The sequence below is a fragment of the Lentilactobacillus senioris genome, assembly GCF_026798195.1.
GTDB lineage: Bacteria > Bacillota > Bacilli > Lactobacillales > Lactobacillaceae > Lentilactobacillus > Lentilactobacillus senioris_A.
Window position 1 is genome coordinate 227,784 of sequence record NZ_JAPQEZ010000001.1, and the last position, 26,629, is coordinate 254,412.

Below are 26,629 nucleotides of genomic sequence, written 5' to 3' on the forward strand. Positions count from 1 at the left end.
TCGACAGAATAAACTATCGAATGGGTATCGCATTCGTTTTATATTATTTAAGTTTAGTGGTGAAAAACTAATCTAGTTCCCTGCATGTGAAGGACGTTGTGGATGGCTAATGAAGCGCCACCTAATAATGTAGCAAATTTGACGTCCTTAGACATTACCAACGGGGGAACTAGTTTGAGAAAACTGAGTTTCATTTGAACTTTTTTGAGGATTTCAGGTAGTTCATCGATTAACGGCGAGTTAAAGAAAATCATTTGCGGATCGTACATAGCAATTAAATCACTAGTAACAATTGCTAAATGATAGCAAAAATCATCAATTAGGTCCGTTATTTCTGGATCGTCTTCGTTGTAATCTTTAACTAACTCAGCTAATGAATATTTCTTTTGGCCTTTTAAGTTAGCAGCTTTTTGAAGAATTTGTTGTTGGGAACATTCATCGTTAAAATTAGGCATTTTATCCAGTCTAGGAAATTGTTGTTGGTTTTGACTATGCAAAATCAAACGCCCAATTTCACCAGCTTGGCCGTAATAACCAGTGTAAAGCTGCGTGTTAACAATAATCCCAGCTCCAATCCCTTCATGAATACTAACGGTGATAATGTTTTGGAGTTCTTGTTGACTAAAGTCCTGTTCGAAAACAGCTGCTAAATTAGCCTCATTTTCTAAAATAACTGGCACTTCGTATTTTTGCTGAAAGTGACCCGTTAAGTCAAAATCGTCAAAATCCACAAATGGAGAGCTAATGATTTCTCCGCGGTAAACAATGCCGAAAATCGCGATGGAAATAGCTTGTAAATTATTTACCGTATCGAAGTCTGGCAATTGATCGATTAGTTCATCCATTTTTGCCACGATTTCTGTAATAGTATGATTATCAAATTTATTCACGCTGTATTTGATATTTCGCCCGTCCAGCTTAGTTACTAGCATTTCTAATGAATCACCGGAAATACAAAAATTAACTACGTAACCATAATTAGAATTGAATTTTAAAAGTTCCGGCTTGCGCCCACTAGTGCTAGTTGATTTGGCTTCACCAATACTGGTGACCAAGCCCCGTTCTACGAAGGAACCCACAATGTCTGATACCGAGACCTTGTTTAATCCTAACCGTTGAGAAAGTTCGTTTCTAGAGATGGGGCCAAAGTTAATGATGGCCTGTAAAACTGAGCGTTCGTTGTTATCGCGCATAACTTCTTTATTAATAATCATTAAATTACTCACTTTTTAAATTTGATCTTCAGCATTTTCTGCGGCGTGTTTTTCCGCTAAATCTGCTTGCATCGTTTTTTCGATTCCATCTACATGATAAAACATCAAAGCGATTGCTGAAAGACCAAATCCAATTAGGGGAACCCAAATATAGTTTAATTCGATTCCGTGAAGGGCGGCACCAGTTTGAGATTTGTTAGCGATATAACCTGAAGCTGACAAAATCCAACCAGTGATAACACCACCGATACCCATGCCGAGCTTAGCACTAAAGCTAGAGAAGGAAGTAACAATTCCTTCTGCTCGAACACCGTTTACCCATTCACCGTAATCTACGGCGTCAGCAAGCATAACGGCAATCAAACCAGAAACAAAACCAGTACCCAGGTAACCAATAACGGTAGCAAAAATGATGGTTCCGGTACTTAAATGATCAGCACCGATATTTAATAAGACTTGACCGGCACAGGCGATTAACATACCACCTAACATAGTGTTGCGCTTGCCAATTAATCTAGAGAAGAGCGGAGTCAAGACTACGGCTACTAATGAAACTAATTGAAGACTCAAGACAAATGATGCTAGTCCGGCATTATGCATGTTGTACTTGAAGAAGTAAACAGTAACTTGGGAACGAGTTTGCATTCCTAGCCAGTATACAAAGTTGATAAAAATGATAATTGCCCAAGGCCAATTTTTCCGTAAGGCTTTGAGTGATTCTTTGATTGGCAATGATTGGCGAGAACTCTTGGTTTGAACACGTTCATGGGTGTTGAAGAAAACAATGGCAAATAATACCAATACAATAATAGCAACGATTAATGCCCAGATGAACCAACCGCGTTTACTAGTGGTTGAACCACCACCAAAGTGTGAAACCATTGTAAGGGTAATCCCAGTAATTACTGCAGCCCCTAAGGTTCCCATGAATTGCCGAATGGTTGATAAAGTTACCCGTTCTTGGGGATTATTAGTTAAAGAAGGCAAAATAGAAGTAATTGGAATGTTAACTGCCGAATATAGTACGTCAACGCCGATATAAGTTACGTAGGCCCAAATTAACTTACCAGTTAAACTCAGGTTAGGAGTCGTAAATACTAAAACACAAAAAACTGCGAACGGAATTGAGAACCATAACCAGTACGGTCGACTTTTGCCCCATTTGGTATGGGTATGGTCGATCATAATGCCCCAGAAGGGACCATCAATAGCATCGAAGAAACGAGCAACGAAGAATAGGGTCCCCACTGCTGCGGCACTAATTCCAAATGTGTCCGTGTAAAAAATCATTAGGTAAGTGCCGACCATTTGAAATGATAGGTTACAAGCAAAATCACTTAAACCGTAAGAAAAACGTTCGTTCCAAGGAACCATATTTTTGATTTTGGTAGTGATGGGCTTGCTTGGTTGTACATGTTCTGGTGAAGCTTTGTCCATAATTAACACCTCTTGGATTAAGATTGTTAACAATTAAAAAGTTCAATTTCTTAATTCAGAGTATACTGTAACCGATTACATTCGTCAAATTTTATTTTAATCTAATCTATTCAATTAAAATTACTATAATATAACGCTGGTATACACAGATGTGGGACTTAAATTCATTTTATGAAAGCGTTGACAAAAAATGAAATAACAACTAAACTAATCACAACAATTAAGAAATTCAATTTCCGAAAACAGATTAAAGGTGGTTCATTATGAAATTTACTGATGGTTATTGGTTAGATAGACCGCAATATGAAATTCAGTCACCAAAAGAAATTTTTGACTATAAACAAGAAGACGATAAGTTAACTTTGTACGCTCCTTTCAAGTATATTAACGAACGGGGGGACGAACTTAACTTAGGAATGTCTACAATCGAGCTCACTTCTCCGGTTGAAGGGGTTATTGGAGTTAAGCTGACTCATTTTGATCAACCAGATAGAGGCCCCGCTTTCCAATTGGAAAACGAACATCCTAATATAGAAATTCAAACTAGCGAAGATGAACTTTCGTTTAAATCAGGTGACCTCACAGCTAAAATGCCTTATAGAGGGCACTTTGAGATTGATTTCTTACATCAGGACAAAGTGATTACTAAATCCCTGGAAAAAGCTCAAGGGGTAATTGTTGATCACTCTACTAACAAGCATTACATGCGTGAACAACTATCAATGGGCATCGATGAATTGATTTATGGTTTAGGTGAACGTTTCACCGCTCTGGTGAAAAACGGCCAAACAGTTGATATTGTTAATAAGGATGGTGGGACTGGAAGTGAACAGGCCTACAAGAACATTCCGTTTTATTTGAGTAGCGAAGGTTACGGGGTATTCGTTAACGAACCTCAGACCGTTTCGTTTGAAATTGCTTCTGAAAATGTTGATCGCACTCAATTTAGTGTTGAAGGACAATCCATGCAGTACTTTATTATTGATGGCCCAACTCCTAAAGAAGTGCTCAATAAATATACCCGCTTAACTGGACAGGTAGGAATGCCACCGGCTTGGTCATTTGGCCTTTGGTTGTCCACTTCATTTACTACGGATTACAGTGAAGAGACCGTATTGAAGTTTATTGATGGTATGCGAGATCGCAATATTCCACTAGACGTCTTTCACTTTGACTGTTTCTGGCAAAAAGGTTTTGAATGGAGCACGTTATTATGGGATCGGGAACAATTCCCAGATCCTGAAGGTCTAATTAAAAAAATTCATGACCGCGGCATTAAAGTTTGTGTTTGGATTAATCCTTATATTGCCCAAAAATCTCCGCTATTTAAAGAAGGCCGAGATAATGGTTACCTTATCAAGCGTGAAGATGGTAACGTTTGGCAGTGGGATTTATGGCAAGCTGGCAACGGGTTTGTGGACTTTACTAACCCCGCCGCTGCTAAATGGTACCAAGATAAGTTGAAGCCATTATTGGATATGGGTGTGGATTGCTTTAAGACTGATTTTGGTGAACGAATCCCGGTTGAAGATGCAGTTTTCTTTGATGGTTCAGATCCTGAAAAAGAACATAATTACTATACTTACCAATATAATGAAACCGTATTTGATTTGATTAAGGCAGAAAAAGGGGAAGATGAAGCCGTTGTCTTTGCTCGGTCTGCTACGGTTGGTTCACAAAAATTCCCCGTTCACTGGGGTGGTGACAATTTATCTCGTTACAAGTCAATGGCTGACTCATTGCGGGGAGGATTATCATTCTTACTTTCTGGGTTTGGTTTCTGGGCTCACGATATCAGTGGGTTTGAAGAACAAGCTACACCAGATTTGTATAAACGTTGGACCCAGTTTGGCTTATTGTCTTCTCATTCTCGTTACCATGGTAGTGGCCAATACAAGGTTCCTTGGATTTTTGACGAAGAAGCAGTCGAAAATACCCGTAAATTCGTTAACTTGAAGCTATCATTAATGCCTTACTTATTTAACGAAGCCGTTAATACGCATGAAACTGGTACCCCATTAATGAGACCGGTCTTCTTGGAATACACGGAAGATCGCAACACTTATTACTTGGAACATGAATACATGCTCGGTAGCCAATTATTAATTGCACCGGTCTTTAATGAAGAGGGCAACGTCAAATACTACTTACCATCTGGTAAGTGGACCAATATTTTAACTGAAAAAGTCTACGACATTGCTGGTGGTTCCTGGTTGAACGAAACCTTTGACGAATTAACTTTGCCAGTAATGGCTCGTGAAAATAGTATTCTTTTGCGTAATCCTAAGGCTGAACATGCTGAATACGACTATGCTGATTCCCCTGAAATTCATATCTATGAATTGGGTGAAGATGCAGTTAGTCAAGTTCGGGTAGTTGATCAAAAAGGAAACCACGTCGGTGAAGTAACTGCTAGTCGAAAGGCGGATATTATTACCGTGGAAACTACTGGTTTAACAGGCAATTCCACTGTTTACGTTCATTTGAATGGAAATGTTTTAGATGCGGAATTAGTAGATGGTAAAGCAACAATTAAATTATAAATAAAAAAACCCAGCAAATTGTAGTTGCAATTTGCTGGTTTTTTTTTAGGTTAATATCCGCTAATTATCGAAGTTATTAGCACTCTAGTATTCTTGCACCACATAGAATCGTTTGCCACCTACGTAGTAATTTGTCCAAGTTAAGGAAATCACTTCTTCGCCGGTCTCAAATTTTTGCGTTCTGTTTTGTCCAATCATGTGATTGATTTTCAAACGGTAAAGGCCGCTTTTAATCTTATATTCCTTCAAGCCGTTGATTGGCTTAGTATAGTACAAATAAGTAACGTTTTTAGCCCGTTTTACTTTGATAATTTTACGGGTATTGGTTGGTTTGACGTTAGCAATGGCAAAGTTCCAGTCACCGTCTAATTGTTTGGCGTTTTTGATTTTAGCACTGGAATAATATTGTAAGTAGCCGTTATCCGTAACGGTGAACATAGGTGTGGCCGTTTTGGCAGTTAAATGTTTGACGCCAGTGCCGGCTTCAAACGTTAAACCGCCTAACTTATTTTGGGTGTTTGCTAACTTAAACGTATCTTTTTTCAAAGCCATTGAATCGGTTTTTAACCAGTAACCATGGTGGGCATTAAAATCGCTAAAAGTTTTTTTGAAAGTATAGCTAGTATTACTTAAATTCAAACTGATATTAGTTTTTATTTGTCCATGATTTTCAGTGTAACCAACGGTAGCTACACTCATTGTGCTTCCCTTGGGGATAGTGTAACGAACTTTTTGCCCGTTAATATTTCGATATAAATTAGTTTTGATAGCTTTTTTAGTAGTGACATAACCTCGATTAAACACAGTCGTTTCGTTTAAGTACCCATCAGCTAATTTAACACTGGCATGAGTTGTAGTCGCAGTTTGGACGCCAATGGCTAATCCAGCCACTACGAGAGCGATGGTTGTCATTTTTTTCATGATAGTTTCCTTTCAAGCCTTTTTTGCTGGTCATTAGTGTAACATGAACTAGGCCTAAAATGACATTTTCTTGCATTTAATTGTGGTTCCTTTAGAATTTAAGTTAGAAAGGGTGAGTTTATGAAAAATATTATTACTTCTATGAAGTTAACAGCTGAACAACAGCAACAGTTAGAACAACTGGCACCAGATTACCAAATTATTTCTGATGGAGTTCAGGCTAATAGCGAACAATTAGCTAATACTGAAGTTTTATTGGGTTGGGATCCAGCGTTTGCCAAGCTTCTAGATAATGATAACCAACTAAAATGGGTACAAACTTTTTCAGCTGGAGTAGACAGTTTGCCATTAACACAACTGGCCCAGGCCAACGTAACGTTGACTAACGCTCGTGGCACGAACGCAGAAAATATTGCTCAACAAACCTTAGGCTATATGTTGGTATATGAACGCAAATTCTATTCAATTCTATTAGAACAACAAAAACATCGGTGGAATCGTGAGCACCAGTTTAGTGAATTAACCGGTAAAACCGCTGTCTTGTTTGGCACCGGTCAAATCGGCAGTCACATTGCGCGGTTAGCAAAAGCATTTGGGATGCACGTGATCGGTATTAACCGACATGGTGAAGCTTTAGAAAATTTTGATGAGGTAACTACTTTTGAGGCTGGAATCTCACTGCTCAAAGATGCAGACTATGTGATCACTAGTTTACCGTTAACCCCAGCTACTAAAGACTATTTCAATGCTGATTTATTTGCTAAAATGGGTTCTCAAACTTTCTTTATCAACGTGGGTCGCGGAGCTTCGGTTGTGACAAATGACCTCAATACAGCCTTAAGAAATGGACAATTGGCGGGAGCTGCGGTGGACGTCACTAATCCAGAACCACTGCCGGCAGATAATCCTTTGTGGGATGCTCCTAATATCATTATTACTCCGCACGATGCGGGCTTTTCAGATCAAATTAACCAACGAGTTTGGCAATTGATTATCGAAAATGTTAAAGCCTATGTCCAAGGTGAGACCTTGAAGAATTTAGTGGATTATCAACAAGGATATTAATCTAAAAAAACCGCCTATGAATGGCGGCTTTTTTATTTCTCAAAATAATGCGGACTATGGGTCAATTTAGGTGGGAGTGCCGGTAACTCTGGAGAGTTCATGATGCGAGCCACAATTTTATCCGTTAATTCTGCTGGAGTTTCCGGCATATCAAGGCGTAACCAGGCTTTAATGACACTTAAAACGGCTGTGCCGTAGTATTCCTGGTTGTAGTATTGGTTACGTTGTTTTTCGGTTTTAACCTCTTCAACGGTAACGGGTCCGGGTTCCGTAGCAGCTTCGATATTAAATAAATTTTGGAGCATCTTAGAGTGGCCACTTAAAAAGACCATTTTCATCAAATCAGCATTGGCTGCAATTTGTTCTAGGGCCAAAAGTAAATGACTTTTGACAAACGGAACTACTCCTACTTCTGGAATATCTGGTAGTGCTAGCATTTTTTCCTCGACAACTGCCATGAATTTAGTCTCGATTTTTTCTAAGCAATCATAGGGATCTAAGAAGTAGCGATAAAACGTGCCACGATTGACGTCGGCCAATTCGCAAATTTGGGTGACAGTAATTTTTTCGATAGGCGCGTTATTTAATAACTCAATTAAAGCGCGTTGAATGGTATCAATAGTATATTGCGTGCGGCGATTATTTTTAGTACCAACCAATTTAAGTTCCTCCAGTCATTAATTGGACAACGAATATTAAAAGTGTTCAGAAAATAGCAAATTAAGGTTAAATTGCTGATTGAATCTAACTGAACTGGTCGTTATTATTTAAACACGTTGTTGAATTAATGTCACTAGTTGATTTAGGAGGGAAATTGTTGAGTTATTTAAAGCTACGAAATATTCGCAAATCATACTACCTTAATAAAGAGGAATTTAAAGTCTTAAAGGGAATTAATCTAGATTTTGATAAAGGCGAATTCGTTTCGATCTTAGGTGAATCCGGTGGCGGGAAGTCTACTTTGATGAATATTATTGGAGGACTGGATTCCAATTACGAAGGTGACGTGTTACTAAACGGCAAATCATTGCGAAATAACACTGAAAAGCAGTGGGATGAATACCGCCGCCAAACTATTGGTTTTGTTTTTCAGAGCTTTAATTTAATTAGTCATTTAACTATTTTAGAAAACGTTAAAGTGGCCTTGGAAATGACCACTTTAACCGATACAGAACAGACACAACGAGCCACGGAATTGTTGACTAAGGTGGGCTTAAAGGACCATATCCATAAATACCCTAACCAACTTTCCGGAGGGCAAAAACAACGGGTTTCCATTGCCCGGGCCTTGGCATCTGATCCGGATATGATCATTGCCGATGAACCCACGGGAGCTTTGGATGCTGAAAACACTCAAGAAGTGTTAGAAATTTTAGATGAAATTGCCCGAGATGGTAAATTAGTGATCGCGGTCACCCATTCTCAGGATGTTGCCAACCACGGAACGCGGATTGTGCATATGGAAAGCGGCGTGATTGACTACGATAAAACTCTGCAACCCAAATTTGACGTACCAACTGAAGCTAGTTCTACTATGACTAGTAAGTCGTTTAGCTTTGCTAACATGGTCAAAATGGCGCTGAGTTACATGCGTTATAACCTGAAACGTAATTTACTAATCATCTTTGGAGCCGCTATCGGTATTTTTTCAGTAGTTTTGATGCTGGGTTTAGGTAGCGGAGTTAAGGGGTACATGAATCATGAAATTTACCAAAACGTTAATCCCACGGCGATGCAGGTTAGTAAAAAAGTGAAGTCTGAAGATAATCCGATGACAGCGATGTTAGAAGCTCAGGTGGAAAGTAGTGATCAGGCTCGGATTAAAAATATTAAGCACGTCAAAAATGTTGAAGAAGGAGCCTATGGTGCCAATGCTACTTTAACTAGCGGTCAAAAAACAGATAAAGTCCAGGCTTTTAGTACGTACAATGCAACGATGTTAAAGAAAAACATTAGTAAAGGGACCCAACCTGGTAAAAATGAAATTCTATTAACTAAAACGGATGCTAAAAAACTTACTAAGGGCGACGTGAATAAGTTAGTGGGTCAGCAAATTAACTTCTCAATGACCACCGTGAACGCCAAAAAACAACCCGTGGTTATTAAACAAACACTGAAAGTTTCTGGAATCACTAAGGACATGCAAAACGCAATGAGTTATCAAACGCTCAAGCAAATGTACAGTGACAATCACCTTACCTTAAAGCCGAACTTCTTAACGTTAAAAGTAGATAAAATGGCTAACGTGAATAAAGTGAAAGACGAAGTTAAGGGAATGAAACAAGCCGGCAAAGCTCGGTACCAAATTACCGGAGTTGGTTCCATGGTTGATACCTTAAATACCTACGTTGATTTGGCGGTTTATGTTTTGGCTGCGATTGCTGGAATTTCATTGTTGGTTTCCGCAATCATGATCATTGTGGTACTTTACATCAGCGTTTCTGAACGAACTAAAGAAATCGGAATTTTGCGGGCCTTGGGCGCTCGGCGCCAAGATATTGCCAAGTTATTTATCTCAGAAGCTGGTTTACTAGGGATTTTCTCCGGTATTGTTGGGGTTGGCGTAGCCTATCTAGCCCAAATTGGAGCTAACGCAATCGCGTCTAAAGCCATTAACTACTCAATTGTAGCCATTGGTTGGCAATACGCCCTGTTTGGATTAGCGGTTTCCGTAGTAATCAGCTTACTAGCTGCTTGGCTACCAGCTAGAACAGCTTCTAAGTTAGATCCAATTGAAGCCTTAAGTCACGAATAAAATTCAGCCACTTAAAATTGACCAAAACCACTCACAAAAAAAGGGACTTAAAGTCCCTTTTTTATTGATTATAATAACGGAAAAATTACTTGCATCCAGAACCAAGAAATCGGCATGACCAAAATCATCATGGGAATCATATCTGCCGTTGGAAACATCTTAATTTGGACCATTCTAAAGCCGGATGCCAGCATCAGGGCGCCACCAGCGGCCTTGAAATCTAAAATCATATCCGGAGTAGTGAGGGGATAGATAAAGTGAGCGCCGAGGAATAATAAAAGAAGAAAAATAAATTGCGGAACTGCGATCAAGGAAACCACGTAACCTAAATTAGCAGCGAAGATAACAGCGGTGAAGAAATCCAAAATGGATTTGGCAATTAAAATTGTAGCATCACCGTTCATCCCTTCAGTTAAAGAACCGTAAATTCCAGTTCCACTGACACAAAATAATACGATCACCGTTACTAATGTAGCGTCAAAAGTCGCTTGATCCATAGTCATGGGAGAGTTAACGAAGCGAGAGATGAAATGTTGCATTTGGGCGGCGCCTTTATTAATCCAGTCGCCTAAATGAATTGCTAAACCAATACCAGTGCCGATAATAATAGCAAAAACTACGGCAGCCATGTTTTTCATGGGGGCAATTGCATAAATGCCCATCATCATCGAACAGATTCCAAAAGTTAAGTTGAGGCCGTTTTTAAATTCGGCACTCATTAAATTCCCGCCCAGTGCTCCCAAAATTCCACCTAGTAAAACTGCTAAGGCGTTAATAATAATTCCAATTGGCATTGTTTTAGTCACCATCCTATTTAAATTCACTTCTCCTACTTTACGGATTTCAAAAGAGGAAAACAATTCAACATTTGTGCTAAGATATTCCAAATAGGAATAATTAAGGAAGGCCGACTTTGGATACGAAAAAAATTGCCGCATTTATTAATTTGGCACGAACTAAAAACTACACTAAAACAGCAGAACAAACTTTTACAACGCAAGCCACCGTTTCTAAACAGATCATAGCGTTAGAAAAGGAGTGGGGGGTTAAGTTATTCTCGCGGGATCATCGAAAAGTGGAATTAACAGAAACCGGGAAGGCTATTTTGCCGTTAGCTCAAGAAATGTTGCATCAAGAACAAAAAATCATCACTGAATTGCATAACCAGTTGGCTCAACAACAAAATACGTTGGTGATTCAGGCCATCCCTACGGTAGCTCAGTACCGGGCGTTTGTCATTGTGGCTGAATTTATGCAACTCCATCCAGAAATTAATTTAAAATTCAACGAAGTGGACGCCCCGACTAAACAACCGGCGGATATCTTTTTTACCAGAATTTTAGAACCGGCTGACGATGAATACGACGTTATAGTTGAGGATCAAGATTTTTGGGTGGCGTTGGTGCCCCAAAATAATCCGTTGGCTCAGTTGAAGCAGTTAACGTTAAGCCAACTAAATCAGGAAAAATTTTTATTATTGGATCCATTTACCCGCTTTTACGAACCAGTGGTCAAAGAGCTCCAGGCGGCTGGAATCAAGCCGGATACTGTTTATGAAGGGCGCCGAATTGATTTGATTTTAAAGATGATTAACCAGGGAATGGGGATTTCTATTTTGATGAATAATTCCTTTGACTTAACTAATTATCCGAATGTCAAAATTCTGCCAATTGAACCCAAAAAGTATAGTTGGGTGGCCTTCTTGAAATTACGGTCGAACCATTCGTTAGCGGCAGAAAAATTTTGGCAGTTTGCTAAACAAAAATACAGTGAGTTTTAAAAGAAGAAACCAGTGTGATTCGTATTATATAATTGACTAAAGGAGGGATTAAAATGGCAGACGAAAATCATAATGAACTTCAGCCGCAACCCCACCGAATCGTAGACGACTTACCAAGTGAATTATCCACGGGAGCAGCCATTAAAGAAGTATTGAATTTAACCCAAAAATTCGATGGTGAATTTAAAATCCGGTACCAAACAGCGTTGGATTTAATTGTGGCTAAGTTAAATTTTATTGATCGCAGTTATCAATTGGAACATGACGCTACGCTAATTGATAGCATTCAGTCGCGCATTAAAAGCCCGGATAGTATTGTCGAAAAAATGGAACGCAAGCAGTTGAATTTTACTACGGATCGAATTGCGGATTACATTCGAGATATTGCTGGCGTGCGGGTGATTACTAGATTTATTTCAGATATTGAGACCATGCAGCGGTTAATTAAAGAGCAGCCGGATATTCAGGTGGTGACCGAAAAAGATTACGTGGCGAATCCTAAGGCCAATGGTTACCGGAGTTTACATTTGATCGTGGAAGTACCCGTGTATTTAAGTACCGGTGAGGAACGGATTCCGGTCGAAATTCAAATTCGGACAATTGGAATGAACTTTTGGGCTTCGTTAGAACACGAATTAAACTATAAAAAAGACATTCCCAATAAAGAACAACTGCGAACAGATTTAACTCGTAAAGCTCATGATATTACTCAACTAGATGAGGAAATGGATGATTTGCGGGCCAAAATTAGAAAATAAAAAAGCTGACTTAGTCAGCTTTTTTGGTATTAAAATTGAGTCTGCAAAGGTGAAATCACCACTCAAAGTTAATGAATTTATTTATTTTGGGCTGCCATTTTTAGTAACCAAATGTTGAGAAGCACCGTAATCACTGCCATCCCAATACTAAAGTACGGAGTAGCGCTTAACCCGACGTGGGCAACTACTTGGCCGCCAATCATAGAACCTAATGTAATTCCAATATTAAAGGCAGAAATATTTAAAGCTGAAGCCATAGTTACATCGTTAGGCGTGTTTTTTTCAGCCAATTGGACAATGTATAACTGAAGTCCTGGAACATTCATGAAGGCTAACATCCCCATGATCAAGACGGCAATTAAGCCCAACCAATGAGAGTTGAAGAAAATGATAACTAGTAAGTAGGCTGCAATCAAACTAGCAAACATCCCTAGTAAAGCTTTAACTGGGTTCTTATCAGCTAACCGACCACCAATGGTGTTGCCAATGGCTACCATCACGCCGTATAGCAGTAGTAACCAGACAATCATGTTAGAACTATAACCTAGATGAGCCAAAATTGGAGAAAGGTAGGTGTAAATCACGTAAGGACTACCGTAACCCACTACTGTTAATGCTAAAACTAAGAGTAATTGGGGATCTGACAAAATCCGACCAATTCCTTTAATAGATGATTTTTCTGGAAGCGGAAGGTTACTAGGAACCAGCAGAATATTAGCGATTAGACTAATCACTCCGACAATGGTGATGAACAGAAATGAAAAATGCCAGCTAAACGTGTTACCAATATAGGTCCCCAAAGGCATCCCAGTTAATGTGGCTACGGTAAGACCAGTAAACATAATCGCAATTGCACTAGCCCGTTTGTTCGGAGCTACCACGTTAGAGGCAATCACTGATGAAATGGTCATAAAAATACCGTGAGCTAACGAAGCAATCACTCGGCCCAATAATAAAATGGTGAAGGTGGGTGCTATGGCATCAATTAAATTGCCAATGATAAATAAGAGCATGGTATAAATTAACAGTTGTTTACGAGGGATACGGCTAGTTAACAAAGTCATCAAAGGAGCCCCAATTGTAATCCATAAAGCATATACAGAAACGGTTAACCCAGCATTACTAATTGAGACGCCAAAACTGTTAGAAATTAATGGCAATAAACCAACACTAATAAATTCGGTACTGCCGATAGCAAAAGCACTAATTGCCAATGCTATTAAAGTAAGAGTGGGCGAAATAGTCACCTTGTTATCAGTAGTTGTAGATATTTTCATAGAGATTCTCCTTAAAGTTCTTTACTTACAAATGATAAGCGAATAAAATCATTATACGAGACAGGATAATCAAAACAAGTACGTACTTTTTAGTACGGTAGGCACCAAAAAGTACCTAAGGAGATATTCGAATGAAAAAAACTTATAATATTGGCGTTGAAGCCACGTTAGACGTAATCGGCGGCAAGTGGAAACCCATTATTTTGTGCCATTTGGGTAACGGGCCGATGCGTACGGGGGAACTCAAACGAGCTATTCCCGAAATTACGCAAAAAATGTTGACCCAGCAACTAAGAGAATCAGAAACTGATGAAATTATTGACCGGATTGTTTATGAACAAGTACCACCAAAGGTAATTTATCAATTAACGGATTACGGTAAAAACTTGAATCGTATTTTAGTGGACATGGCAATTTGGGGAGAACACCAAGTAGAACGGCTCAATGAAAACGGAGCTGAAGTGACCTTGCTGTCGAATCACCAAGGATACGTTAATGGAATTAATAGTTAGTTTCATGTGAAACAATGAATTCTAAAAAAAGACCGCCTAATTTGGCGGTCTTTTTATGGATTATATTATTTTAATTAAAATCGTTGCCACCCTAGTGCACTTTGAGCTGCTAAGTTAAGCAAACTCCATTGGCGGTCAAAACCAGGTTGGAAGAAGAAATCAGCACTAGCAAGATCTTCTAAGGTTAGTTTCTTACTAGTAGCTAAGGCTAAAACGTTACCTTGAGCTGTTACGTCGTATGGCGACATCACTGAACCACCTAGAATTTGGTGATTCAATGGATTATAGGTAATGGTTACGTAAACTGGTAAATTACCGTTTTTAACTGGCACATAAGCGGGACGTAAATAGTCTTGATAAAAATTGGTTTGCGCGTTAACGTTAGCCCGTTTAGCAGTCATAGAATTTAAACCAGTAGCCGCAAACTTAAGATTGAAAACACTTAATGCTGAGGAACCTACTACCCCAGCAAATGGAACTGCAGCTTGGTTTTCAAAGAGGTGATCGACCACGTATTGTGCTTCACGGCGAGCCGTAGTGGCCAAAGCGATTGGCATTTGTTGGTTAGCCGGAATGTTGTATGGTTTGAGGGCGTCGCCAATAGCATAAACATCTGGTAAATTAGTGCGCAAGTAAGGATCGGTTTCAATAAAGCCACGTTGGTCTAAGTTAAGGGTGCCTTTAAGCCAATCTGTGTTAGGAATTACCCCGGTTGCACAGATTACTAAATCAGCGGGAAATTGTTTCCCATCGGCTTCTACGGCAGTAACGGTACCATTTTCACCTTGGTAGCTGGTAATGTTAACTCCCATGCCTAACTTAACACCATTAGCTTCTAATTCTTTTTCGATATACTTGGTCATTTCAGGATCTAAGTAAGTAGCTAGTGGACGATCCATACTATCTAGTAAAGTAACCTGTTTACCAGCTTTAGTGAACGCTTCGGTAGCTTCGATTCCAATATAACCAGAACCGATTACCACTACATTTTGAATGGCGTCGTTATTCATGGCTGCTTTGATTTTAGTGGCCCAATCATAGCCACGCATTTCGTAAATGTTAGCTAGGTCATTACCTGGTAGGCTTAAGGATCTAGGAGTTACCCCGGAACTTAAAATTAATTTGTCATAGTCTACGGCCTCTGAAGTGCCATCGATTACGTTTTTAACGGTAACTTGTTTTTTATCGGCATCAATTGCGGTGACTTCATGGTTGTTGTAGATATTGCCGCCCATCTTGATGATATCGTCTGGCTTAAAGTTACGAACATCGTCTTGAGAAGTAACTTGATCTTCTAAGAATAGTTCCATTCCACAAGACATAAAGGAAACAAAATCTCCCGCTTCGTAAATGGTAACGTCGACGTTTGAATATTTTTGCAATAATTCGATGGCAGATTCGTGGCCACCGTGGGATGCTCCTACAATAACAACTTTGGTATTTTCCATAATGAAGTCCTCCTCGATAATTGTAATGATTCTAAAGTAACGACTTAAGTGTAACAAGTTAAAATTGGAATGTAAACGTTTTTTAACTCTGGAATTTCTAAACTTATTTTCCTTGCGGAATGGTAAAAAGGATTAAGATATTCTCAAAGTACTTGGTTATAACTTGGCAGAATTTAAAAAGCTGAGTAAACTACAGACTTACCAATTAGACTGGGAGGGGTCAGCGTTGAAACTTAAATATTTAGTCTGGCCATTAATTATGCTGGCCGTCATTGTGTTAGCAACTAAGCGAAATGTCCAAACGGTAGTGATCACTACGGCCAAAGACCTACAAAATAGAATTGTCCAGGTAATTCCGCAACCCAAAGTGAACTACACGGTTAGCACTAAGGATAACGATACTGGATTACAAACGTTAACTAGCGGAGATTTAAGTCGGGTTTATTACTATCATTTTAAAAAGCAAACTTCAGCTGAAGTTAAAAAATTATTTTTACAAGCAGTTACAGAATATAATCAGACCGGATTGGTTAAATTAGTGCCAGGAATAGCGAATAAGCACCAAAATGGTATTACTTTTGGGGTGTATAACAAGGCTGAGCGCAGTGCCACGAATAATCCGCAGGCCAGCATGATTGAACTAGGGATTGGTGGACCCACCATGATTCAATATAGTGGCCGGGAAAATTATACGATTAATCACGCTAGTGCTAAACTAAATAGTCATTATGCCGATGCATATAAACTTTCGGTGGCGGTGCATGAATTAGGCCATGCATTGGGCTTGAATCATAATACTAATAGGCGGTCAGTTATGTATCCAGTCGACCAAGGAATTAATCAATTAAGTCAAACGGACTTAAAAAATTTAGCTAAAATTTATCCCAGAACCAAATAAAAGGAGGTCTTTGAATGTTTAGTTTACCAATTGTATTGGCTATGAGTAACGCTGCTAAGGTGGGAATTTTAGCTGGCGTTTTAATATTTATCGTTTTATTTTTCAAATTAATCGGTAGTTTACTTCGTTTTTTCTTTAGGCATCCGATTTGGTTCATCATTTTGTTAGCCTTAGGTGGGGTTGGTCTATTCTTTAGTGTGGCAGTTGGTGGAATTGTAATTGCGGCAGTAGTTGGTGGTGGACTGATTTTTACCCTAATGGGTGGTGGAGATTAACTAATTATAAAAGAAGTTATTTGGCACCCTGTTTCACTATTTATAATTAGGTTATAATTAAGTGAGATAGAGATAAGGAAAAGGGGTTTGATCATGCAAATAGGCGCCACCATTTTAGTTATATTAGTCGCTGTAGAAGCAATTTTATTTATGATTTTAGAAATTTGGGGCAGCACGGAAATGCTAAAAAAAGCATTTGGGATGAGTTCAGAATTTTTAAAACAATCTGAAGCTAGAGTCGCCCTTGCTAATCAAGGCATCTATAACGGCTTTATTGGTGGTGGCTTATTATTTGCACGTTTTGACTTTCCGGTTAATGCCCAAGTAATTGGCAGTTTATTATTTACTAGTTTTGTAGTTCTGGCCGGAATTTTTGGGATGGCCACAATCAGAAGAAAAAGTGTTTTTTGGATTCAGGCATTTCCAGCGATTTTGGCTGTCTTAGCAATCCTGTTTAACTTTTAAGAATTGAAAATAATGGAATTCGATGTCTAGCTGATATCGAATTCCTTTTTTTATCGGCTTTTTTTCGTGATATATTAGAATGTGTGATTAAAAAAAGGAGGGGTTAATTTGCCCGTAGGACCATTTGTAGATTGTGCATTAACTTTATTGGGGGCAATTGTTGGAACCCTGCTGCGCGGGGCAGTACCGCGTAATATTAAGGATCAAATGCCATTGATTTTAGGTTTGATCTCAATGTCGTTGGGGATTGTGATGATCTTAAAGATCAAGCAAACACCCATTGTAGTGTTGGCAACGGTGCTTGGTAGTGCGATTGGAATTGGAATGCACTTAGAGGACCATATCAAGAATGGATTGTTCAAATTAATCCGTGGCCGTCGGCAAGATGAACATAATTTCTCAACGACGACCATTGATAACCAGCAAGACCAAATTAAGAATAACGATCGATTGGAACAGTTAATCGCATTGCTAGTATTATTTAGTGTTAGTGGAATGGGGATTTTTGGAGCATTAAATGAAGGAATTACCCATAATTCGGATATGTTAGTCAGCAAAGGGATGTTAGATTTTGTCAGTGCATTGATTTTTGCTACGTTACTGGGGATGTTAGTGGCAATTGCAGTAATTCCGCAGGCTCTCGTTTTGTTTGGTCTTTTTTATTCTGCAGCATTAATTATGCCGTTGATGACGGCTAATATGATTGGTAATTTATCAGCTGCTGGTGGAATTTTAATGTTGGCCACTGGTTTACGGTTAAGCAATATTAAAACATTTCCGATTGCGGATATGGTACCCATTTTGATTATCGTGATGCCGTTAACCTGGTTATTATTACCGGTGTTTGGTTAGTTATTGAAATGGTTAAAAGCTAAATATTAAAACCTCTAATTGTTAATTTGGAGGTTTTTTTAGTGGCAAAAAAGCAATTATTCGCTATTGGATAACTTAGAATTAAGTTGAACTAATATTTATTATGATGTTATATTAAAAGAGCATAAAGTTGCTTATTAAGTTATGCTTATTGGTTGAATTAGTTTATAAGATGATCAATTTTGTATCGTTTAATTCTTTTTTTATTTTAGAAAAAATTCAAAATAATTTGAGTAAGCAACCGCCACAAACGAATCAGCCAGCGGGGATATTACATAGTATTGAAATTGATTAGGGATGGTCAGTTTCAATAAATAATATAACTAAACCGGCTATTGGAGGAGTAAATACCATGAAAATCTGTCCTAACTGCCATCATAAAAATGCAAGCAGCAATGCTTTTTGTGAGCAGTGTGGTTATGATCTTAGCAAAGTAAAGAGTCAAGTAGCGTCAGCATCAGGAGAAAAAAAGCGGCAATCAAGTAGTACCAATGAACATCATAGTAATTCCAAAAATCCGTGGCTTATACGGGGAGTACTAATAGTTGCTGGGGTAGCTATCGTAACGGGTGGCTTTTTTTATGGGCGTAAAGTCGATAAAGAAAAGCAAATTGATACTATTGTAAATGCAGTTCAGTCTAAGCAAAGCAACCGCATAGCGGCTCAAGTGGTTAGTGATAATCCAGGATTAAAAATAACGGGTAAAACGGTAGAACCATTCATTAATTACTTAAAGCAGAATCCAAATTACGATAGTGATATGAAGGCCAGTTTGCAACAAACGGGCTATACCACTGACAGAATTTTCAAATTAAAGGCTACTAAAAATAAGTGGTTAGTATTTCCGGTATATAAATTAGAAGTTACTACCATGCATCCGGAAATAGCTACCAACGTTAATAATGCGGCAATTAAAGCCAATGGGACGGTTTTAGCTACTACTAAAAACGACAATTATATCTATAATGCTGGCCCACTATTTCCTGGGGCCTATGAATTTAAGCTGGAAGGTACTCAGTCTTCAGCAACTAAAAAAGTAGACTTGATGGATGCTAATGATACCAATAAGTCCATTTCTTTATTAACTAAAAAGGCAAGTGAAGGTCGTGACGTAGTTAATAACGTTGCTGATGATAATGTCAGTGAAACGCCGGGACAAGATGATATTAGTCATACCGGTAGTGAGTATGAGGACTTATCCTCTTCTGCTCAAAATGTTGTCTCTGAAATGGAATCTAGAACTGACAAAATTGCAGATAATTACACCTACACAGAAAGTGAACCGCACGATGATGTGTATGAAATTGAACTCTATGATAAAGATGATGATCAGTACGTAACCACTTATCGTTATGACGATATCCACGGGGTGTTGGCAGAATATGACAGTTCTACCGGCAAGTTTGAAGAAGTAGATTAATTCAGGAAAGAAGGCCTTTAAGATGCAACAAACGTATTATCGAATTTGTAGTAAATGTGGTAATTAAAATTCTAACGATGCTAATTTTTGTTTGAAGTGTGGTTCTCCACTTTCGCCAGCTGATGAATATACTATTATTCCGCACGCTGCTGACTTAAATTTTCCATTATTTGATTTGGAGTTAACACCTGACGAAACGGCGATCACTAAAAGTTTAGTTATTACCGGGTCGCAAGAAGTTCCAGCGGGGTATCAAACTGCCGGATTGGTGTTTGCAGAAAGTGCCGTTCCCCAAAATGCGGAAATGAAAGCAGCATGGCAGGACTTAATGAAACATCTGTATGGATTAATGTTAAACAGGGGTTATGCTGGTGTCTTTCGGGTAGAAATTAAGCCCGAACCAACTAATCCGGGCCAATTATGTTTGTATGGCGAAGCGTTGGTTAAAGAAATGTTTAATTAGGGGATATAGCGATGAAAATTAAACTAACTAGGTATTTAGCAGCCGCAGATGATGCAGCTGGAAGTGGTAAACAATATTGTCCTAACTGTGGGACGCTAGTGCACAATGATGATGCATTTTGTCCTAATTGTGGTTATAAACTTAATCACATGAGTAATGACTCTAAACCCAAGGAACAGGCCAGTGCTACTGGAACGACGGCTAATAAACCAGCACGTCAAACTACTAAACAACGACCTGCAAAAAAATGGAGCAAAAAGAAAAAGGCGGCGGTGATTGGTGCTAGTATCGCTGCGGTAGCTTTAATTATCTTTTTTGTGTGGGGAAAACAGTATTATTCCCAAACAGCTACTTTAGATCGGGCTATGGCTGATATTAAGAATGGTAAAGATCTGACGAATGATTTTACTAGTGATAAAAGCGATCTAAAACTGACCAAACAGAAATTAGAGCCGGTAAATAAATACTACAATAATCACCCCAAGGAATTAACTAAGTTACATAATGACCTTGCTAGAAATGGTAGAAGTAGTGATGGTAACTTTAATTTTATGCGTCATGGTAATCGCTGGTTGCTTTTCCCTAATTATCAAATTGTGGTAAGCCCAGTTTACCCTAAAGTAACTACCAATAAAACGGGGAACGTTATTAAATTAGACGATAAAAAAATTGCAACGGCGGATTCAGACGACTACCAAAAGAATTTAACCGCCATGGTTCCGGGTGAATACCATTTGGAATCCAGCGGTACGATTGGTGATAAGACCTTAACCAATGCTGGTGATTATTATATTAATGATGATAAGACTTATGATTTAAACCTTACTACGATTACCACTGATTTAGTTACGACCCCTTCTTCTGCGATTTATTTAAATGGTAAAAAGATTGGTACAGCAGGTACTGACGGGGTATATAAACTAAAAGATGAACCCTGGTCGTCTGATATGGCCGTTTACGCTCAATATTCTTCTAGTGCAGGAAAGGCCACTACTGATACGACCTATTTATCTAAAGACGACGATCAAGGATCTGTTTCCTTAGATTACAATAATTTAATTACTGACGATGAAGCCAATGATTTCTTTGATCAAGTGGCGATTTGTGTTCAAGGGTTATCAACTGATTCTGACGAAGATGATGCCACTGATGATGATGACGATCCGCTTTATGATTACTTCGTCAATGGTACTAGTAACGATGACTACAATGAACTTCGCACAATGGGACGAGGATACTTTGACGATGACGATTTAGATAGTATCGGGGTTGATAACTACGTTCAAAGTGTAGAACCAGGACCTAATGATACAAGCTTAGTGACTTATAACACTAATTATGATTTTGGAATGGTTGACTATGACTATGACCATGTTCAGGTATTTCAATATGTAGCCACTTTAAAACCAGCTCCATCAGACTCTTCGCAATACTATCAAATTGAAAGTATTAGTGGAGGTAAAAAAATTGATGATTACCACTCAGACGAAGATTAATTCAGGAGGAAAAAATGGAAAATAGTGTTAAATTTTGTCCCAAATGTGGTAACCAGATAGAGGGGGAAGTGAAATTTTGCCCTAAGTGTGGTTATTCCTTAATGGCTGAAGGGGATAATGAACCCGATAATATATCTACTACAACTCAAGTGCAGGAAACTCCTACTGAACCGGTTCAAGCTACTAATGACTCGGAAAACTCGGTGCTAACTAATGCTAAGGATTTCACTGGCAATTACTTTAGTTGGTTTTGGGAAACCATTAAACATCCATCTCGACAGTTAACTGAAGTGAACCGGTGGTTTGGGGTACTTTCATTTGTATTAGAAGCTTTTCTGATTGCTCTGGTTGGCTTAACTATTATGAACAAACTTAAAAAAGCAGTTATTTATAATGGTGGACCAACAGCAGAAAGAGCGCTTGACTACTCTAACGCCAATGGTAAAATTTTTGAAATTTTCTTGTTAGTTTTTATCGCAATGATTTTAGGCTACTTAGTTTACATCAGTATTAGTTACGGATTTCATCGAATTATCTCCACGGCTTATACCAACTTTTGGGACTTTGTTAATCGATTTGCTGAGCTAACTAACCTAACCTTGATTTTTAACTTTGTATTATTAGTTTTATTTATGTTAGTAAATATCAAAGACGTCTCCTTTTTAGGAATTGATTCCATTGCTAGTATTTTGATTATGACTGTCTTGTCAGTGGCCAGCTTAGTTTGGACGGTGGCGTACATTTTAGTGTTAGTAGCGGATTATGATGGCAAAAATGGAGCCGATAAATTTTATATCTGCCTATTGGCTGAATTGGCTTTAGTTGTGGGAATTGGGGTTTTCAGTTCCTTAGTTTTCACAACAATTGGAAACTCAATTATTGGTTATGCAGGATCCTTGGGCCAATCAATTTTTTAGAAACTAAAAAATCCTTATCATGTAAAAATGATAGGGATTTTTGTTTGGAACTTAATTGGGGGTTTTGATGGTTGCTAAAAATCGATGTCTATACATTTCTATTTCATCTTTTGCAGCACGAACGTAATGATTAGGAACAATTTCTACTAATTTTCGTTCTTTACCGTCATTTTCATTTTTAGGATCGTAATCAACTTCAGTTCTAGCCTTTTCCAGCCGGGGATCGGGAATGGGAACTGCTGAAAGTAGGCTGCGGGTATAGTCATGTAGGGGATTTTTATAGATTTCGTCAGCCAAAGCAATTTCTAATATTTTGCCATAGTGCATAACTCCGATTCGATCCGAAATATATTTAACCATTGATAAATCATGAGCGATAAATAAATATGTGAGCCCTTTTTCTTCTTGAAGCTTTTTTAAAAGGTTCACAACTTGAGCTTGAATAGAAACGTCTAAAGCGGAAATAGGTTCATCACAAATAATAAAATCTGGATTGACTGCTAACGCCCTGGCAATCCCAATTCTTTGGCGCTGACCTCCTGAAAATTCATGGGGATAACGGCTAGCATGATCTTTATTTAATCCCACGGTTTCTAATAAATCAGCCACTTGCTTATTGCGCTCTTCCTTACTGTTGGCTAAGTGGTTGATATCGATTCCTTCGGCGACAATATCTTGCACTTTCATCCGGGGGTTTAAGGATGCATAGGGATCTTGGAAAATCATTTGCATTTGCCGGCGAAAATGTTGCTGTTGTTTTTTGGCAGTTAGGGAATTGATGTTTTCACCGTTAAAGATAATTTCACCACTAGTGGGTTTATAAAGCTGTAAGATTGCTCGGCCAGTAGTAGTTTTGCCAGATCCGGATTCACCAACTAAACCAAACGTTTCTCCCCGATAAATATCGAAAGTAACGTCGTTAACGGCTTTGACCTCATCGGATTTGCCTACGTTAAAAAACTGATTGAGATGTTTGACTTCTAAAATTTTATCTTGTTCATTGACCAATATTCCTACACCTCCTCTTCACTACGATGTTGAGTTCGTTCTTGAGCTAATATCTGTTGTCGTTCGAATTCATATTGGTGTTGGCGTTTGCTAATGGCTGCTGGTGGCACCACTTTCGGCGCTCTAGGATCTAGTAACCAAGTGGCAGCATAGTGGGTATTAGAAACTTCGAAAAAGGGTGGTTGTTTTTTTAGATCAATTGCTAAGGCATATTTATTTCGGGGAGCAAAAGCATCACCAACTGGTGGGGTCAACAGATCAGGCGGGGTGCCGGGAATAGATGGCAAATATTTAGCATTGGTGTCTAGGGTGGGCATAGACTCTAACAATCCCCAAGTATAGGGATGTTGCGGGTTATAAAAAATTTCTTCCGCAGTGCCGTATTCAACAATCTTGCCAGCATACATCACTGCCACTCTGTCAGCCATTCCAGCTACCACGCCTAGGTCATGGGTGATGAAAATAATGGAGGTATTGATTCTTTCCTGAAGTTTTTTCATCAAGTTAAGGATTTGGGCTTGAATGGTAACGTCTAAAGCGGTGGTCGGTTCATCGGCAATTAAAATATCGGGGTGATTAATCAAAGCGATGGCAATCACAATTCGTTGCCGCATCCCCCCTGAAAATTGGTGGGGATAGTCGTTAATCCGTTCTTCGGCATTGGTAATCCCAACGGCTTCCATCATCTTAAGGGCTTCTTCTCTAGCCTTAGCTGGTTTAGTGCCTTTGTGAGCGATTAATGGTTCGGCAATTTGTTTACCAATTTTCATAGTAGGGTCCAAGGAAGTCATTGGATCTTGAAAAATTTCAGCAATATCTACACTACGGAGTTGTTCCATTTGCCGGTTGGAAAGTTTTAATAAATCCTGGTTTTTATACTCAATAGTGCCATTAGCAACCACGGCATTGTTGGCTAGAAGCCCCATGATGGCCCTGGTGGTTACTGATTTGCCTGAACCTGATTCACCCACGATGGCCAAAGTTTCTCCTCTGTGAAGATCAAAACTAACGTCGCGAATAGCTTTAACGGTGCCAGCATAGGTTTTAAAATTAATTTCTAGATTACGAACTTCTAAAATATTATTTGAATTTTCCATACTATCACCTGCTATTTAGATTTTGGATCAAAAGCATCGCGGAGGCCATCTCCAAATAAATTGAAACAAATCATTAATATGGAGAGGACAATCGCTGGAAACCACATTTGATAAGACAGAAATTGGAAATTCTTTTGTCCGTCGTTTAGTAAAGTACCTAAGGAAGCTTGCGGTGCAGAAATCCCAATCCCAATGTACGATAGAAGCGCTTCGAAGAAGATGGCACTAGGGATGGTAAACATGGTATTAATAATTACCACACTGGATACATTCGGGAGGATGTGTTTAGTAGCGATTTTAATGGGATTTTCTCCTAAGGACCTCGCCGCCAGGATAAACTCCTGGTTCTTTAGTTGCATGGTCTCCGCTCGAACTAACCTAGCCATACTAGTCCAACTAGTAATGGCGATCGCCAAAATAATCGAAACCATCCCTGGTTTTAACACTAGGATCAATAAAATAATGACCACTAAGTTAGGAATCGACATGATGATTTCTATCACCCGCTGCATGAAGTTATCGAGCCTCCCGCCTTTCCAGCCGGAAACCATTCCATACGCAATTCCAATTGTTAGGTCAAAAAAGGTAGCGACTAAGGCGATGGTTAGAGAAATTCTAGTTCCATAAAGTACCCGGGAAAATAGATCCCGACCGAAGGAATCGGTCCCCATTAAATAAAAGGTTCCCGGCTTCATTCCGGCTTGTTGATAGGCATCAACTCGGGTGCCCCCCTGCATGATAGTTCCGTTTAGGCCCGGAATTGGGACCCCTGGAATTTTAGCCGGTAAATTAGTAGCCGCTGGGTTTTGGGCATTAGGATTATGGGTTTCAAAGAAACTAGAACCGAAGGCCAAAACGAAGAAGAGAATTAAAATCACCATTGAGACCATTGCACTTTTGTTTTTCTTTAATCTGCGCCAGGCATCCTGGGTGAAAGTTAGTGACGGTGCTGAAATTTTTTCATCATCTAGGTTGGCTTTTACGGATTCCGGGATAAGTTGAAAGTCTGCATCACTAGGTTGAGATTGATTAATCATGGTTGTCCCTTCTTTCCTTAATTTTTATCAGTCAAGCGAATCCGGGGATCGACCAGACTATAGATGATATCGGTAATTAAAAGTACTACCATCAGCATCACACTGTAAACAATCGTTAATCCCATGATAGTTGGGTAATCGTTGGTTAACACGGATTTAACGAAGAGCTCGCCAATTCCGGGGATTGAAAAAATATTTTCTACGACCATTGATCCGGTCATGATTCCCACAGCCAGTGGCCCTACAACCGTTAGGAGTGGAATTAAACTATTCCGGAGGGCATGGTGGTAAATGATTCCGACTTTGGTGAGCCCCTTGGCTTTGGCTAATTCGATATAGTCAGAATTCATAACGTCGACCATTTCAGTTCGCATGAACCTAGCTGATTCAGCTAATGGTGAGGCAGCTAGTGCCAAGGTTGGCAGGACGGTAAAGATAAAGCCGCCCCAGTTGGCGATTGGGAACATGTGCAGCTTAACTCCGAAGAAATATTGAAAGAGGACCGCCAACACAAAACTGGGGATGGAAATCCCCAGAATGGAAATGATGGTGGTAGAAGTGTCCACCCAAGTATTTTTCTTCACTGCTCCTAAAGCCCCAATTAAAGTTCCGATGGGTACCCCTACGATGATCGCTTGCAATCCTAGTTGAAGTGATGGCCCGATTCGGCTACTAATTAGGTAGGAAACGGGTTGATCGCTAAATTGAAATGAAGTTCCAAAGTTACCATGCAACACATTTCCTAAGTAAGAAAGGTATTGTTGCCAAAGGGGTTTATCTAATCCGTATTGCTGATAGATAACCGCAATTTGGGACTTGCTTAATTTGGCTTGGTTATTCAGCGGGGTACCGGGGAGTAACTTCATCAAAAAGAAGGTAATGGTAATAACAATAAAGAGGGTTAATAAAAGATAAAAGATACGTTTCAATAGATATCTAGCCATTATGTCACTTCCTTAATTCCGTGGCT

At 39.1% G+C, this 26,629-nt stretch carries 25 protein-coding genes; 14 read left to right on the forward strand and 11 right to left on the reverse strand.

All coding sequences use genetic code 11. The features are described from left to right. Positions 1–53: 53 nt before the first annotated feature. Entirely contained in the window at positions 54–1,214 is a 1,161-nt protein-coding gene (locus tag OXT66_RS01120; protein ID WP_268595232.1) for an ROK family transcriptional regulator, read from the reverse strand. A gap of 15 nt (positions 1,215–1,229) precedes the next feature. Further along, the gene (locus tag OXT66_RS01125) at positions 1,230–2,651 is read right to left on the reverse strand and encodes an MFS transporter (RefSeq protein WP_268595233.1); all 1,422 of its coding nucleotides are present in this window, start codon (positions 2,649–2,651) and stop codon (positions 1,230–1,232) included. Between the two features lie 263 nt (positions 2,652–2,914). Here OXT66_RS01125 and yicI point away from each other — a divergent pair, with 263 nt between their 5' ends. Then, positions 2,915–5,194 (forward strand): alpha-xylosidase, encoded by a 2,280-nt coding sequence (gene yicI / locus OXT66_RS01130; protein ID WP_268595234.1) that lies wholly within the window; start codon positions 2,915–2,917, stop codon positions 5,192–5,194. Positions 5,195–5,278: 84 nt separating this feature from the next. On the opposite strand, the gene OXT66_RS01135 is transcribed toward yicI, so the two are convergent. Then, positions 5,279–6,115 (reverse strand): hypothetical protein, encoded by an 837-nt coding sequence (locus OXT66_RS01135; RefSeq protein ID WP_268595235.1) that lies wholly within the window; start codon positions 6,113–6,115, stop codon positions 5,279–5,281. Positions 6,116–6,235: 120 nt separating this feature from the next. On the opposite strand from OXT66_RS01135, the gene OXT66_RS01140 reads away from it, so the two are divergent. Next, on the forward strand, positions 6,236–7,180 hold the full coding sequence (locus OXT66_RS01140) for a D-2-hydroxyacid dehydrogenase (RefSeq protein WP_268595236.1): 945 nt from the start codon (positions 6,236–6,238) through the stop codon (positions 7,178–7,180). Between the two features lie 32 nt (positions 7,181–7,212). Here the strand turns inward: OXT66_RS01140 and OXT66_RS01145 are convergent, their stop codons facing one another. Next, on the reverse strand, positions 7,213–7,839 hold the full coding sequence (locus tag OXT66_RS01145) for a TetR/AcrR family transcriptional regulator (protein ID WP_268595237.1): 627 nt from the start codon (positions 7,837–7,839) through the stop codon (positions 7,213–7,215). A 158-nt stretch (positions 7,840–7,997) separates the two neighbouring features. On the opposite strand from OXT66_RS01145, the gene OXT66_RS01150 reads away from it, so the two are divergent. Next, a complete protein-coding gene (locus OXT66_RS01150; protein ID WP_268595238.1) occupies positions 7,998–9,935 on the forward strand; it encodes an ATP-binding cassette domain-containing protein in 1,938 nt (645 codons plus the stop codon). Positions 9,936–10,003: 68 nt separating this feature from the next. On the opposite strand, the gene OXT66_RS01155 is transcribed toward OXT66_RS01150, so the two are convergent. Further along, positions 10,004–10,729: a DUF554 domain-containing protein gene (locus tag OXT66_RS01155; RefSeq protein ID WP_268595239.1), complete on the reverse strand. Its 726-nt coding sequence runs from the start codon at positions 10,727–10,729 to the stop codon at positions 10,004–10,006. 119 nt (positions 10,730–10,848) lie between these two features. On the opposite strand from OXT66_RS01155, the gene OXT66_RS01160 reads away from it, so the two are divergent. Together OXT66_RS01160 and OXT66_RS01165 are read left to right on the forward strand one after the other, a co-directional pair. Continuing rightward, on the forward strand, positions 10,849–11,715 hold the full coding sequence (locus tag OXT66_RS01160) for a LysR family transcriptional regulator (protein WP_268595240.1): 867 nt from the start codon (positions 10,849–10,851) through the stop codon (positions 11,713–11,715). Between the two features lie 53 nt (positions 11,716–11,768). After that, entirely contained in the window at positions 11,769–12,473 is a 705-nt protein-coding gene (locus OXT66_RS01165) for a GTP pyrophosphokinase (RefSeq protein WP_268595241.1), read from the forward strand. Positions 12,474–12,550: 77 nt separating this feature from the next. On the opposite strand, the gene OXT66_RS01170 is transcribed toward OXT66_RS01165, so the two are convergent. Then, positions 12,551–13,750, reverse strand: coding sequence for an MFS transporter (locus tag OXT66_RS01170; RefSeq protein WP_268595242.1), 1,200 nt, complete (start codon positions 13,748–13,750; stop codon positions 12,551–12,553). A 131-nt stretch (positions 13,751–13,881) separates the two neighbouring features. Between OXT66_RS01170 and OXT66_RS01175 the strand changes: the two genes are divergently transcribed. Next, complete coding sequence (locus OXT66_RS01175) at positions 13,882–14,262, forward strand: winged helix-turn-helix transcriptional regulator (protein ID WP_268595243.1); 381 nt, start codon at positions 13,882–13,884, stop codon at positions 14,260–14,262. Between the two features lie 74 nt (positions 14,263–14,336). Here OXT66_RS01175 and OXT66_RS01180 read toward each other — a convergent pair whose 3' ends face one another. Further along, positions 14,337–15,710 (reverse strand): NAD(P)/FAD-dependent oxidoreductase, encoded by a 1,374-nt coding sequence (locus OXT66_RS01180; RefSeq protein WP_268595244.1) that lies wholly within the window; start codon positions 15,708–15,710, stop codon positions 14,337–14,339. A gap of 226 nt (positions 15,711–15,936) precedes the next feature. On the opposite strand from OXT66_RS01180, the gene OXT66_RS01185 reads away from it, so the two are divergent. The 8 genes from OXT66_RS01185 to OXT66_RS01220 all read left to right on the forward strand — a co-directional run bounded on the left by OXT66_RS01185 (position 15,937) and on the right by OXT66_RS01220 (position 22,517). After that, positions 15,937–16,608, forward strand: coding sequence for a matrixin family metalloprotease (locus OXT66_RS01185; RefSeq protein WP_268595245.1), 672 nt, complete (start codon positions 15,937–15,939; stop codon positions 16,606–16,608). A gap of 14 nt (positions 16,609–16,622) precedes the next feature. Then, positions 16,623–16,883: a hypothetical protein gene (locus tag OXT66_RS01190; RefSeq protein WP_268595246.1), complete on the forward strand. Its 261-nt coding sequence runs from the start codon at positions 16,623–16,625 to the stop codon at positions 16,881–16,883. A 93-nt stretch (positions 16,884–16,976) separates the two neighbouring features. Beyond that, positions 16,977–17,348, forward strand: coding sequence for a DUF1304 domain-containing protein (locus OXT66_RS01195; protein WP_268595247.1), 372 nt, complete (start codon positions 16,977–16,979; stop codon positions 17,346–17,348). A gap of 108 nt (positions 17,349–17,456) precedes the next feature. Next, positions 17,457–18,200 carry a DUF554 domain-containing protein gene (locus OXT66_RS01200; RefSeq protein ID WP_268595248.1) on the forward strand — a complete coding sequence of 248 codons (744 nt, stop codon included), beginning with the start codon at positions 17,457–17,459 and terminating at the stop codon, positions 18,198–18,200. A gap of 373 nt (positions 18,201–18,573) precedes the next feature. Beyond that, positions 18,574–19,641 carry a TcaA second domain-containing protein gene (locus tag OXT66_RS01205; protein WP_268595249.1) on the forward strand — a complete coding sequence of 356 codons (1,068 nt, stop codon included), beginning with the start codon at positions 18,574–18,576 and terminating at the stop codon, positions 19,639–19,641. Positions 19,642–19,732: 91 nt separating this feature from the next. Beyond that, positions 19,733–20,104: a hypothetical protein gene (locus OXT66_RS01210; protein WP_268595250.1), complete on the forward strand. Its 372-nt coding sequence runs from the start codon at positions 19,733–19,735 to the stop codon at positions 20,102–20,104. 11 nt (positions 20,105–20,115) lie between these two features. Beyond that, positions 20,116–21,600 carry a zinc ribbon domain-containing protein gene (locus OXT66_RS01215; protein WP_268595251.1) on the forward strand — a complete coding sequence of 495 codons (1,485 nt, stop codon included), beginning with the start codon at positions 20,116–20,118 and terminating at the stop codon, positions 21,598–21,600. Between the two features lie 14 nt (positions 21,601–21,614). Next, positions 21,615–22,517, forward strand: coding sequence for a zinc ribbon domain-containing protein (locus OXT66_RS01220; RefSeq protein WP_268595253.1), 903 nt, complete (start codon positions 21,615–21,617; stop codon positions 22,515–22,517). A 51-nt stretch (positions 22,518–22,568) separates the two neighbouring features. Here the strand turns inward: OXT66_RS01220 and OXT66_RS01225 are convergent, their stop codons facing one another. From OXT66_RS01225 to opp3b, 4 genes are read right to left on the reverse strand one after another with little or no spacing between them, the layout of a single operon-like run. Then, positions 22,569–23,525 (reverse strand): ABC transporter ATP-binding protein, encoded by a 957-nt coding sequence (locus tag OXT66_RS01225; RefSeq protein ID WP_268595254.1) that lies wholly within the window; start codon positions 23,523–23,525, stop codon positions 22,569–22,571. Positions 23,526–23,530: 5 nt separating this feature from the next. Further along, entirely contained in the window at positions 23,531–24,622 is a 1,092-nt protein-coding gene (locus OXT66_RS01230) for an ABC transporter ATP-binding protein (protein WP_056977527.1), read from the reverse strand. Between the two features lie 11 nt (positions 24,623–24,633). Then, positions 24,634–25,659 carry an ABC transporter permease gene (locus OXT66_RS01235; RefSeq protein WP_268595255.1) on the reverse strand — a complete coding sequence of 342 codons (1,026 nt, stop codon included), beginning with the start codon at positions 25,657–25,659 and terminating at the stop codon, positions 24,634–24,636. Between the two features lie 17 nt (positions 25,660–25,676). Beyond that, positions 25,677–26,603, reverse strand: coding sequence for an oligopeptide ABC transporter permease (gene opp3b, locus OXT66_RS01240; RefSeq protein ID WP_268595256.1), 927 nt, complete (start codon positions 26,601–26,603; stop codon positions 25,677–25,679). Between the last annotated feature and the right edge of the window lie 26 nt (positions 26,604–26,629).